Below are 12,708 nucleotides of genomic sequence, written 5' to 3' on the forward strand. Positions count from 1 at the left end.
CAGGGGTATGCATTCCAATGTGGGAACGAGCCTGCTCGCGAAGAGGTCAGCACAGTCACTGCAAATCTCTTAAACCACCGCCGCCCGCCGCTGTACGAACCGGTCGACATATTCATCCGCCGGCGAATGCAGGATCTCTTTCGGGGTGCCTACCTGAATCAGGCGGCCGTCCTTGAGGATCGCGATGCGGTTGCCGATGCGCACGGCCTCGTCGAGGTCGTGGGTGATGAAAACGATGGTCTTGTGCAGGGTCTTTTGCAGTTCCAGCAACTGGTCCTGCATCTCGGCGCGGATCAGCGGGTCGAGGGCACTGAAGGCTTCGTCCATCAGGATGATGTCAGTATCCGCCGCCAAGGCGCGGGCCAGGCCCACGCGCTGACGCATGCCGCCCGAAAGCTGGTGCGGGTATTTGTTTTCGTAGCCCTTGAGGCCCACGGTGTTGATCCAGTGCAGCGCGCGCTCGGTGCACATCTGCTTGCTCTCGCCACGCACTTTCAAGCCGTAGGCGACGTTATCCACCACGGTTTTGTGGGGCAGCAGGCCGAAGCTCTGGAACACCATGCTGATCTTGCGCCGACGAAATTCGCGCAGGGCTTCCATGTCGTATTGCAGGATGTCCACGCCGTCCACCAGGATCGCGCCGCTGGTCGGGTCGATCAGGCGATTGAAGTGGCGCACCAGGGTCGACTTGCCGGAACCCGACAGGCCCATGATCACGAAGATCTCGCCACTACCGATGCTCAATGACAGGTCGTTCACGCCGACAACGCAGCCGGTTTCGGCCAGCACCTGGTCCTTGGTCTTGCCCTGGCCGACCATGGCCAGTGCATCCTGGGCGCGGTTGCCGAAAATCTTGAAGACGTTTTTGACTTCGATCTTGCTGATGGCTTCGTTGCTGTTCATTTGCTCACCTCATGCCGTGCGCGACCGTACGCCTGTGTAATGCGGTCGATCACCACTGCCAGAATCACGATCGCCAGACCGGCCTCCAGGCCACGTCCGACGTTGAGGGTCTGAATCCCCACCAACACGTCTTCACCCAGGCCACGGGCACCGATCATCGAGGCGATCACCACCATCGACAGGGCCATCATGGTGGTCTGGTTGATCCCGGCCATGATGCTCGGCAGGGCCAGCGGGAGTTGCACGCCGAACAGTTGCTGCCAGCGGTTGGCACCGAAGGCGTTGATCGCTTCCATCACTTCACCGTCGACCTGGCGAATGCCCAGATCGGTCAGGCGGATCAGCGGTGGCGCGGCGTAGATCACGGTGGCGAAAATCGCCGGGACCTTGCCCAGGCCGAACAGCATCAGCACCGGGATCAGGTACACGAAGCTCGGCATGGTCTGCATGATGTCCAGCAGCGGCATCAGCACCGAACGCAGGCGATTGCTGCGCGCCGAGAGAATGCCCAGCGGAATGCCGATGAGCACCGAGATGACCGTTGCCACCATCATCAGCGCCAGGGTTTGCATCAGCTTGTCCCAGAGGCCGACCGCGCCCACCAGGAACAGCAAACCGACGATGACCGCTGTGGTCACCACTTTGCGCGTCGCGTGCCAGGCCACACCGGCAACGATCGCCAGCATCAGCCACCAGGGCGCCGCGCGCAGCAGCCCTTCAAGATTGACGATGGCCCACAACAGGGTGTCGGAGATGCTGCGGAACACATCGCCGTAGTTGGTGACCAGCGAATCGACCCAACCGTTGACCCAGTCGGCGATGGAAAAAGTAAAGCTTTCGGGAAACATAAGAGACTCTCAATCAAGGGGTTGCGATCAAGCATCCGACTGCCGTCGCCGGCAGTCGGTGAGGCTCAACCTACAAGGCCGCGTCGATCTTTTTGGCTGCGTCTTCGCTCACCCATGCGTGCCAGACTTCAGGATGTTCCTTCAGGAAGATCTTGGCCAGTTTTGGCGACTCGATACGCTCTTTGCTCATGCGACCCAGGTTCTGGTTCAGCAGGTCGATTGGAACGTTGACCTTTTCCAGCACGGCCACCAGTTCCGGCGCTTGCTCATGGAAAGTCTTGGACAGGCCGACCTTGATGGTCACGGTCTTGTTCACGCCGGGTTTCTCTTCGAGCTTCACGACGTCGACCTGGCCCATCAGCGGCGTTGGCGACCAGTAGTAGAACAGGATCGGCTCGCCACGCTTGTAGCTCGACAGCACGGCGGCATCCAGCGCCGGGCCGGTGCCTGGGCGGAAGTTGGTGTAGGAGCTTTCCAGACCGTAGCTTTTCAGCATTTCGCTGTTGTCGAGCTCACAGGTCCAACCGGCCGGGCAATTGTAGAAACGGCCCTTGGAAGGCTCTTCGGCGTCCTTGAACACCGCCGAGTACTTGGCCAGATCGGCAATGTTTTTCAGGTCCGGCGCCTTGGCTTCCAGTTTGCGCTTCGCGTCGCCTTCGATCACGTAGCGCGGCACGTACCAGCCTTCTACAGCGCCGACGACCGGAGCACCGACGCCGACGACCTTGCCGGCCTTCTCGGCCTTGTTCCAGACCTCGCTGCGGCCAACCCACTCTTCGGCGAACACCTGGATGTCATTGCTGCTCAAGGCGTTTTCCATGGTGATGGAGTTGCCCGGCAGGCTGTCGGTCTTGCAGTCGTAACCCTTCTCCAACACGACTTGCATCACGTCGGTCAACAGCATGGCGCTTTCCCAGTTCAGGCCGGCGAATTTCACCGGTTTGCCCGACTCGCACCAACCCGCCGCCTGAGTGGCGCCGGCGCTGGCCAGCAGGCCCATGGAAAGCAATGTGGTCAGCAGGGTCTTGTTCGATTTCATTGTGTGACGCTCCTAATCATGAATTGGCTTACGGCAGTCAAGAGGCATCCAGCCCTGTCCACGTCCAATCAGGCCTGCGCCGCAGCGCGACCGGCCCCGCTTGTTTCTGGTTGTACAACGCTGCCCTGCTCGACCGGCAGGATCAGCTTATCGGGTACCGTGCCGTGCCATTTTTTCGCACACACGTAATACAGCGCTGCGGGAAGCACCAGACCGATGATCCAGGAAATATCCACACCCCCCAATGCTTCCACCAGCGGTCCGGTATAAAACTTGGTGGCGATGAACGGCAGCTGCACCAACACACCGAACACATAGACGCTGATACCGAGGGCGTTCCAACGGCCGTAACGACCGTTCGGATCGGCCAGCGCCGGTACGTCATAGCGCTCGCGGGTAATGCAGTAGTAGTCCACCAGGTTGATCGCGCTCCATGGCGTAAAGAACGCCAGCAAAAACAGGATGAAGGACTTGAACGCACCGAGGAACGAGTGCTGGCCGAGCAACGCCATCAGGGTCGCCGCACCCACGATGAGCAGCACGAACACCAGACGCTGCAAGCGCGTGACCTTCAGGTCACCACGGAAACCGCTGATGATGGTCGCAATGCACATGAAGCTGCCGTAGGAGTTCAGCGTGGAAATGGTGACCTTGCCGAACGCGATGCTGAAGTACAGCAGCGCAGCGGTGGCACCACTGCCGGCAAAACCAACGATGTAGGCCACTTCATGGCCGGCGTATTGGCCATTGGCCGAGGCGGCGGCAAACACACCGAGAATCATCGCCACTTGTGCGCCGATGACCGAACCTGCGCCCGCGGCGAAAAAGGTTTTCACCGAGGACGTTTGGCTCGGCAGGTAGCGTGAATAGTCAGCCACATAAGGGCCGAAGGCGATCTGCCAGGACGCCGCGAGCGACACCGCCAGCAGGAAGCTGCTCCAGCTGAAGTGACGGATTTGCAGCAATGCGCCAACATCGGTCTGGCTCATCAGACGGCTGAACAGGTAAACGAAGGCAATCACACCAATGACACTGGCAACACGGCCAATCCAATGGATCACCCGATAACCGAGCACCGTGACCAGCACGATGACACTGGCAAAAATCAGGATACCGACGCTGTCACTGACCCCGAACAACTGACCCAACGCCTGACCGGACAGCACGGTGCCCGTCGCGGTGAATCCGAGGTACATCAGGCAGACCAGCACGATCGGGATGGCCGCGCCATAAACGCCGAACTGCACCCGGCTGGAGATCATCTGCGGCAGGCCAAGCTTGGGCCCTTGCGCCGCGTGCAACGCCATGACGCCGCCGCCGAGCACTTGCCCGATCAGCAAACCGATCAACGACCAGAACACATCACCGCCCAACACCACGGCCAGGGCCCCGGTGACGATCGCGGTGATTTGCAGGTTGGCACCCATCCACAGGGTGAACTGGCTAAACAGACGACCGTGTCTTTCCGCTTCCGGGATGTAGTCGATCGAGCGCGTCTCGATCAACGGTTTGCTGCCTGCACGCTCGCTGTTAACAGCCATGGTTCAACCTCTGTGGATTGTTATTCTGGGTTTACCGATTATTTCTGGTTTGGCTCCTGTGGGAGCGAGCCTGCTCGCGAAGAGGCCAGCACATTCAACATCTATGTTTGCTGACATGCCGCATTCGCGAGCAGGCTCGCTCCCACATAAAGCCCCCTGATTTCCAGAGTTACTTGCCGGTAATCATCGGCAGGTTCAGCCCTTGTTCCTTGGCGCAGTCGATCGCGATCTGGTAACCCGCATCGGCGTGACGCATGACGCCGGTCGCCGGGTCGTTGTGCAGTACGCGAGCGATACGCTCCGCCGCTTCGTCAGTACCGTCGCAGACGATCACCATGCCCGAGTGCTGGGAGAAGCCCATGCCGACGCCGCCGCCGTGGTGCAGGGAAACCCAGGTCGCACCGCTCGCGGTGTTGAGCAGGGCGTTGAGCAATGGCCAGTCGGATACGGCGTCGGAACCGTCCTGCATCGATTCGGTTTCGCGGTTCGGGCTCGATACCGAACCGGAGTCCAGGTGGTCACGACCGATCACAATGGGAGCGGACAGTTCGCCGCTACGTACCATCTCGTTGAACGCCAGACCGAGCTTGGCGCGCAGGCCCAGGCCAACCCAGCAGATACGCGCCGGCAGACCCTGGAAGCTGATGCGCTCGCGCGCCATGTCCAGCCAGTTGTGCAGGTGAGCGTCGTCCGGGATCAGTTCCTTGACCTTGGCGTCGGTCTTGTAGATGTCTTCAGCGTTGCCCGAGAGCGCAGCCCAACGGAACGGGCCAATGCCACGGCAGAACAGTGGACGGATGTAAGCCGGTACGAAGCCCGGGAAGTCGAATGCGTTTTCCACGCCTTCTTCTTGCGCCATCTGACGGATGTTGTTGCCGTAGTCGAAAGTCGGGATGCCCATTTTCTGGAAATCCAGCATCGCTTTAACGTGCACGGCCATCGATTGCTTGGCGGCTTTGACCACGGCAGCAGGCTCGGTCTTGGCGCGAGCGCGGTACTCTTCCCAAGTCCAGCCGGCAGGCAGATAGCCGTTCAGCGGGTCGTGGGCGCTGGTCTGGTCGGTGACCATGTCCGGGCGCACGCCGCGACGGACCAATTCCGGAAGGATTTCAGCGGCATTGCCGAGCAGGGCGATGGAAATCGCTTTGCCTTCCTTGGTGTATTTGTCGATGCGGGCCAACGCGTCGTCGAGGTCTTTGGCTTGCTCGTCGACGTAGCGGCTGTTCAAGCGGAAATCGATGCTGACCTGCTGGCATTCGATGTTCAGTGAGCAAGCGCCGGCCAGGGTTGCAGCCAGAGGTTGAGCGCCACCCATGCCGCCCAGGCCTGCGGTCAGGACCCAACGACCTTTCAGGTCATCGTTGTAGTGCTGGCGACCGGCTTCGACGAAGGTTTCGTAGGTGCCCTGGACGATGCCCTGGCTGCCGATGTAGATCCAGCTGCCGGCGGTCATCTGGCCGTACATTGCCAGGCCTTTGGCGTCGAGTTCGTTGAAATGTTCCCAGCTGGCCCATTTTGGTACCAGGTTGGAGTTTGCGATCAGTACGCGCGGGGCATTGGCGTGGGTCTTGAACACGCCGACCGGCTTGCCGGATTGCACCAGCAGGGTCTCGTCGTCGTTCAGGTTGGTCAGGCTCTCGACGATCTTGTCGTAGCATTCCCAGTTACGTGCCGCACGACCGATACCACCGTAAACCACCAGTTCTTTAGGGTTCTCGGCGACTTCCGGGTCGAGGTTGTTCATCAGCATGCGCAGCGGCGCTTCGGTCAGCCAGCTCTTGGCGGTCAGCTTGTTACCGCGAGCAGCGCGGATTTCAACGTCACGAAACTTAGTGGTTTTCTGGGTATTGTCAGTCACGAAAAAGACTCCTCAGCGATCAATCCAAACCAACCCTGGCGGTGGGTAAGCCAGCCTGTGCGCATCAAAGCGCTACAAGCGAATCAGTGGACGTTGCGGGGAGTCTCGATCGACTCATACGCATACGTCTTTACTTGTACATACAAGCATATGCAATCAAGCGGCCAACTTGTTGGATGGGCATTCAAGAAAACCATGCGCACGGCTGGAGAGCGCCTGGATCAAGGGCTCCGGCGTAGATGAAATTTTTCGAGGGGATTTAGTGGTGGAAGGGAGGGCTGTTACTTGAGTGTGGTTTTGCGCCACGCTGGGGCGTTCGGTAACAAAGTGGTGCGCGGAGGGAAACGGTATGAGTGGTAAAACAACATCGCGGGCAAACCACGCTCTCTGTAGGAGCGAGCTTGCTCGCGATGGTGGTCAACGATAACGCGCAGAACCAGATGCCCAGCGGCGAATTTTGGTTTTTCGCGAGCGAGCTCGCTCCTACAGAGATGGATCAGCGTGCGGTGAGTTCGATCACGCAACAGGCGTCATTGCTGGAAACTTCCAGCAGGCCAGTGTTACCGACAAGTTGCAGACAATCATGACGACCCAGTTGCGAAGCACTGTTACCGACCTTCACCTCCAGCGCATCGCTGACGCTGAACACCAGTACAGTCCCCGCCTCGCTGAAAAACCGCTGCTCACCGCTCAACCATTGCAGCCGTGCGCTGTAACGCTTTGGCGCATAAATCAGGTTGAAATCGCGAATCGGTCCGCCGAGCAATGTGCAGGACACCTGGCTCTCGCCGCTGAAGGCAAACGGATCGATGGGCAACAACGGCCGTGTGACCTGGCCGTCGACCGACAAGGTCATGCCGTCGCCCTGCAGTACGGTGATGATTCGCTCATACCCGGCGAAGGTGGAAAATCCGCCCGATTCGCCGATGTCGGCAATCGAGAGGCGCCAGCCGAACCCATCCAGGCCGGTGCCGGCGTCGCGGGTGATTTCTTCGGTGCTGCCGCCGCCGTTTTTCCACGGCATGCGCGGGTAATCGACCGCGCGTAGAACCTTCAACTCACTCATTTACTGCTCTCTATTTATGAAAACGACCTTCCAGACGATGACGGGAACCGGGGTGGATCAAACGGGCAGCGGTCACCGGCTGGCGGCCGGACCAGGTGCGGCGACGGATCAGCAGGCACGGCTCGCCCTTTTCAATCTGCAACAACTTGCATTCGGAGGGTTCGGCCAGTATCGCCTCGACCACATGCTCGCCTTCGGTCAATGGCGCAACCTGATTCAGGTAGGCATAAGGCGTTTGCAGGGTGAAGTCCTGCTTGAGGTATTCCGGCGCCACCAGTGCGTTGACGAAACGGTCTTCGATTTGCACCGGGATGTCGTTTTCGAAATGCACGATCAGCGAGTGGAAGACTTTCTGCCCTTCACGCATATCCAGGGCCAGGGCGCGCTCGGACCCCGCGGCCTCTTCTTCAAGCGTGATGACTTTGCACGTGTGGCGGTGACCACGGGAGGCGATTTCGTCGGCGATGTTGTGCACTTCAAACAGGGCGGACTGGCTTTTCGGCTCGGCGACGAACGTGCCGACGCCTTGCATGCGCACCAACAGGCCATCGGCAGTCATCTCGCGCAGGGCGCGGTTGATGGTCATGCGGCTGAAACCCAACTGGCTGACCAGCTCGCTTTCCGACGGAACCCGGTAGTGCGGCGGCCAGTTTCCACTGTCGATTTGCTGGGTGATCATTTGTTTGACGCGGGCGTACAAGGGCGCCGGACTGTCGCCCATGTTCGCGGCCAACGGAGAGACTGGAGGCGGAGTCGGCACGGTGGATCCTTGTTCATTGAAGAAAGATTGCTAGCTTGCCGGAGTTTACCGGGCAGGCAAACGTCTGTATATGTATATACAAATAACACACGATGGGGTGCTGAACCATGTCCGCCTTCTTTGCCGAACGCGCGCTGCTGCCTAGTGGATGGGCCAACAATGTACGTCTTGAGGTCAGCGCCGATGGCGTCCTGACCCATATCCAGGCCGATTCCCATGCAGATGGCGCCGAGCGGTTGAGCGGTCCGCTGCTGCCGGGCATGCCGAATCTGCACTCCCACGCCTTCCAGCGGGCCATGGCCGGGCTTGCGGAAGTGGCGGGCAATCCGAATGACAGCTTCTGGACCTGGCGCGACTTGATGTATCGCCTCGTCGGAAAAATCAGCCCGGAACAACTTGGCGTTATCGCACGTCAGCTGTACATCGAAATGCTCAAGGCCGGTTACACCTCGGTCGCGGAATTCCACTACGTGCACCATGACACCAGCGGCCAGCCCTATGCAGACCCAGCCGAACTGGCGCTGCGTATCAGCCAGGCGGCCAGTTCCGCCGGTATCGGCCTGACGCTGCTGCCAGTGCTCTACAGCCACTCCGGTTTCGGTGGCCAGACCCCGAATGAAGGCCAGCGCCGCTTTATCAACAGCACCGAAAACTATCTCAAACTGCAATCGCGCTTGCAGCCGATCCTGGCGCAGCAACCGGCGCAATCGCTGGGATTGTGTTTCCACTCGTTGCGCGCGGTAACGCCGCAGCAGATCAGTGAAGTATTGGCGGCCAGCGACAAGCAGTGCCCGGTGCACATTCACATCGCCGAACAGCAGAAGGAAGTCGACGACTGCCTGACCTGGAGTGGCCGTCGTCCGCTGCAATGGCTGTATGAAAACATCGAGGTCGATCAGCGCTGGTGCCTGGTTCACGCTACCCACGCCAACACGGAAGAAGTCACGCTGATGGCCAAGAGTCGCGCTATCGCCGGCCTGTGCCTGACCACCGAAGCGAATCTGGGCGACGGGATTTTCCCGGCGGTAGACTTCCTTGCACAGGGCGGACGCATGGGCATCGGCTCCGACAGCCATGTGTCACTGAGCGTGGTGGAAGAACTGCGCTGGCTGGAATATGGCCAGCGTCTGCGCGATCAGCGGCGCAACCGGTTGTATGGGGCGGAGCAGCCGATGGTTGGCCGCACGCTGTACGACGCGGCACTGGATGGCGGCGCGCAAGCGTTGGGTCAACCGATTGGCGCGCTGGAAGTCGGCAAGCGGGCGGATTGGCTAGTGCTGGATGGAAGTGATCCGTATCTGGCGACGGCCAGTGGTGACGGGATTTTGAACCGCTGGTTGTTTGCCGGGGGCGATCGCCAGGTGCGGGACGTGCTGGTCAATGGTCAGTGGGTTGTGCGTGATGGACGGCATGCCGGCGAAGAAGAGAGTAACCGGGCCTTCACCCAAGTCCTGCGCGACCTCCTGGGTTAACGCAAAACGAAATGTGGGAGCGAGCCTGCTCGCGAAGAGGTCGTCATATTCAACAGAGATGTTGACTGGCAGACCGCTTTCGCGAGCAGGCTCGCTCCCACAGTTTTGTTCTTTGGCGGCGGTTAGTTCGAGGTCTTGGCCATCTGCGTATCCGACGCCCGCCAGATCAGCCGCGTGGTGTCGTAACCCTGCTGACGCGCCTTGCTCAGCAACTCCTCCCGCACGACACCATTGACGGTCGGGGTGCGCGACAGCAGCCACAGGTAACGACGGCTCGGGTCGCCGACGATGGCGGTCTTGTAGTCTTCGCTGACGTACAACACCCAGTATTCGCCCTTCGCAACGCCCGGAATCAGCCTGGAAAACCAGGTATCGAACTCGACCCACAATTTGTCGGTCTTGCCCGGCACCTGTGGATAAGCCGTGCCCTTGACCTCTTCCCACTCCCACTGCGGCGTCAGGCAGCGATTGAGCACCGCCACATTGCCGTCAGGATTGAGCGTGTAGTGAGCTTCGGATTGCGCGCAGTTGCGCTGGAAATACATCGGTAGCCGCGCCAATTCGTACCAGGTGCCCTGGTAACGCTTGAGATTGACGCTGTTGGCGGTCTTGGGCGCCAACGGATCCTGGCCAGAAGTGGCACAGCCGGCCAATACCAGGCCGGCAAAAAGCATGATCAACAACCGCTTCATTATTTTTCTCCCGTGGGCGCTCGGCCCCGGTTTACTTCAGGCCTTGGCCGGAAAACATCAGCACTTTGTCACCGGCATATTGCACGCTGATAAAGCTGTTCTTGTCGCCCCAGGTGCAACTGGACATGCCGAGCGCGCCTGAGCAATCGGCGGGTTTGCCCAGCAGGGTTTCAACCTCGGCCTTGTCCATGCCGGACGAGAGCTTCGAGTAGTTTTCCTGATTGACCTTGCTGCACGCAGCCAACAACACGCAGAACGAAAGCAGGGCGATGGATCGCAGCGACATGGTGTAACTCCAGGGGCAAAAGGGATTGGCATGGCTGCCAAGCAGAACCTTAGAAGAGAAAACCCCTTTCTGGTTCCCTCACCCGCTGGGTATTTATAGGGCCGCTCGTCTGCCTTGCGCCGAATAATCAACCACTTTGCAGGGCTATCGGGCATTTCGTCGGGTTTCGTCAAAAAACGCCTAATCTTTGGCGCAGCTCAGTCGACATACAAGGCAGCGCAATGCCCACTTGCGAGGCATTTGCCCCCTTTGTCGACGAGTCTTTCCGCGGTAGCTCATTTAATGACCAGAAACATGAAGTTCAGCCACAAAATCCTGTTGGCTGCTGCCCTCGTGGTGGCCGTTGCATTCGCTTGTTTCATCCTGTTCAACGACTATCGCCAGCGCCAGACGTTGCGTAGCAGCACCGAGGCCTCGATGCAGGAACTCGGCAGCCTGACCACCAGCAACATCCAGACCTGGCTGGAAAGCCGCATTCAGTTGCTGCAATCGCTGTCCCAACAAATCGCCGTGGACGGCAGCGCCCAGGTTAACCTCAAACGCGCCATCGACCTGCCCGCCTATACCGGCAACTTCCAGCTGAGCTACTTCGGTGGCATCGATGGCGTGATGTTCTCGATTCCGGCTGGCAACCGCGCAGCGGACTACGACCCGCGCGCCCGAGGCTGGTACAAAGCAGCCAACAGTGCACAGCAGACCATCGTTACCGAACCGTACATCGCCGCGTCCTCCGGCAAACTGGTGATCACAGTCGCCACGCCAGTAAAGCAGCAAGGCCAAATGATCGGCGTTGCCGGCGCCGACATCGACCTGTCCAGCGTCAGCGCGATCATCAACTCCCTGAACTTCGGTGGTCATGGTCATGCCTTCATCGTCGGCGCAGACGGCAAGATCCTGATCCACCCCGACAGCAAACTGGTACTCAAGAACCTGACCGACGCTTACCCCAATGGCGCACCGAAAGTCAGCCCGGGCATGAAAGAAGTCGAAATCGATGGCAAGCGCCAGTTCATCTCCTTTACCCACGTCAACGGCGTACCGTCGGCGGATTGGTATGTGGCGCTGGTTCTCGACCAGGACACCGCCTTCTCGATGCTTAGCGAATTCCGCACCTCGGCGATTATTGCCATGGTGATTGCGGTGGTGATCATCATCGCGTTGCTGGGCATGCTGATCAACTTCCTGATGCAGCCGTTGCTGACCATGGGCCGCGCCATGCATGACATCGCCGAAGGCGAAGGTGACCTGACCAAACGCCTGACCATTCACGGTCACGACGAATTCGGCGCACTGGGGCTGTCGTTCAATCGTTTCGTCGAGCGGATCCACACTTCGATTCGTGAGGTGTCCTCGGCCACTGGCCAGGTCAACGAAGTGGCGCTGCGAGTGGTGGCTGCATCCAACTCGTCGATGTTCAACTCCGACCAACAGGCCTCGCGCACCAGCAGCGTCGCCGCGGCGATCAACCAACTCGGCGCCGCCGCCCAGGAAATCGCCCAGAACGCCGCCCTTGCCTCTCAGCATTCGAGCGATGCCCGTTCGCTGGCGGAAGAAGGCCAACAGGTGGTGGATAAAACCATCTCCGCGATGCATCAGCTGTCGGCGAAGATCAGCGATTCGTGCGGCAACATCGAGACGCTCAACAGCAACACCGTCAACATCGGGCAAATTCTGGAAGTGATCACCAGCATCTCCCAGCAGACCAACCTGCTGGCCCTCAATGCCGCGATCGAAGCCGCACGTGCCGGTGAAGCCGGACGAGGTTTTGCAGTGGTTGCCGATGAAGTGCGCAACCTCGCTCACCGCACCCAGGATTCGGCGCAGCAAGTGCAGAAGATGATCGAAGAGCTGCAAGTCGGCGCTCGTGAAGCGGTGGGTACCATGACCGAAAGCCAGCGCCATAGCGAAAGCAGCGTGAACATCGCCAATCAGGCCGGCGAACGCCTGGGCAGCGTGACCCAGCGCATCGGCGAAATCGACGGCATGAACCAATCCGTGGCGACGGCGACGGAAGAACAGACGGCCGTGGTGGAATCGATCAACGTCGACATCACCGAAATCAACACGCTGAACCAGGAAGGTGTGGAGAACCTGCAATCGACCTTGCGCGCGTGTGCCGATCTTGAGCAGCAGGCGGCGCGGTTGAAGCAGTTGGTGGGTAGCTTCCGGATCTAAGGCGCTCTCACTGGCCTCTTCGCGAGCAGGCTCGCTCCCACAGGGGATTTGTGAACGACACAGATCCC

11 protein-coding genes and 1 pseudogene are annotated in these 12,708 nt (G+C 59.8%); 3 read left to right on the plus strand and 9 right to left on the minus strand.

Going from position 1 to position 12,708, the window contains the following annotated elements; genetic code table 11:
* Positions 1–69: 69 nt before the first annotated feature.
* From ACW9HW_RS15650 to hutC, 7 genes are all read right to left on the minus strand, one after another.
* Complete coding sequence (locus ACW9HW_RS15650) at positions 70–903, minus strand: quaternary amine ABC transporter ATP-binding protein (RefSeq protein WP_137804082.1); 834 nt, start codon at positions 901–903, stop codon at positions 70–72.
* Positions 900–1,751 (minus strand): ABC transporter permease, encoded by an 852-nt coding sequence (locus tag ACW9HW_RS15655; protein WP_008058061.1) that lies wholly within the window; start codon positions 1,749–1,751, stop codon positions 900–902. Before ACW9HW_RS15655 ends, ACW9HW_RS15650 begins: the two co-directional genes overlap by 4 nt.
* Positions 1,752–1,821: 70 nt before the next feature.
* On the minus strand, positions 1,822–2,790 hold the full coding sequence (locus tag ACW9HW_RS15660) for an ABC transporter substrate-binding protein (protein ID WP_095192276.1): 969 nt from the start codon (positions 2,788–2,790) through the stop codon (positions 1,822–1,824).
* A gap of 68 nt (positions 2,791–2,858) precedes the next feature.
* Positions 2,859–4,331, minus strand: coding sequence for a purine-cytosine permease family protein (locus ACW9HW_RS15665; protein WP_095192277.1), 1,473 nt, complete (start codon positions 4,329–4,331; stop codon positions 2,859–2,861).
* 169 nt (positions 4,332–4,500) lie between these two features.
* A complete protein-coding gene (gene hutU, locus ACW9HW_RS15670) occupies positions 4,501–6,189 on the minus strand; it encodes a urocanate hydratase (RefSeq protein ID WP_095192278.1) in 1,689 nt (562 codons plus the stop codon).
* Between the two features lie 496 nt (positions 6,190–6,685).
* The gene (locus ACW9HW_RS15675) at positions 6,686–7,255 is read right to left on the minus strand and encodes a HutD/Ves family protein (protein ID WP_095192279.1); all 570 of its coding nucleotides are present in this window, start codon (positions 7,253–7,255) and stop codon (positions 6,686–6,688) included.
* A gap of 10 nt (positions 7,256–7,265) precedes the next feature.
* Positions 7,266–7,976 (minus strand): histidine utilization repressor, encoded by a 711-nt coding sequence (hutC, locus tag ACW9HW_RS15680; protein ID WP_170948611.1) that lies wholly within the window; start codon positions 7,974–7,976, stop codon positions 7,266–7,268.
* Between the two features lie 146 nt (positions 7,977–8,122).
* Between hutC and ACW9HW_RS15685 the strand changes: the two genes are divergently transcribed.
* Positions 8,123–9,487: a formimidoylglutamate deiminase gene (locus tag ACW9HW_RS15685; protein WP_457400669.1), complete on the plus strand. Its 1,365-nt coding sequence runs from the start codon at positions 8,123–8,125 to the stop codon at positions 9,485–9,487.
* Between the two features lie 122 nt (positions 9,488–9,609).
* On the opposite strand, the gene ACW9HW_RS15690 is transcribed toward ACW9HW_RS15685, so the two are convergent.
* Complete coding sequence (locus ACW9HW_RS15690; protein WP_095192282.1) at positions 9,610–10,179, minus strand: lipocalin family protein; 570 nt, start codon at positions 10,177–10,179, stop codon at positions 9,610–9,612.
* 31 nt (positions 10,180–10,210) lie between these two features.
* On the minus strand, positions 10,211–10,465 hold the full coding sequence (locus ACW9HW_RS15695) for a hypothetical protein (protein ID WP_095192283.1): 255 nt from the start codon (positions 10,463–10,465) through the stop codon (positions 10,211–10,213).
* A gap of 294 nt (positions 10,466–10,759) precedes the next feature.
* Between ACW9HW_RS15695 and ACW9HW_RS15700 the strand changes: the two are divergent.
* Together ACW9HW_RS15700 and ACW9HW_RS15705 are read left to right on the plus strand one after the other, a co-directional pair.
* Positions 10,760–11,782: pseudogene (locus tag ACW9HW_RS15700) on the plus strand (HAMP domain-containing protein); the annotation flags it as partial.
* Positions 11,783–11,875: 93 nt separating this feature from the next.
* A complete protein-coding gene (locus ACW9HW_RS15705; protein ID WP_457400671.1) occupies positions 11,876–12,640 on the plus strand; it encodes a methyl-accepting chemotaxis protein in 765 nt (254 codons plus the stop codon).
* Positions 12,641–12,708: the final 68 nt, after the last annotated feature.

The organism is Pseudomonas sp. SDO5532_S415 (assembly GCF_054071155.1).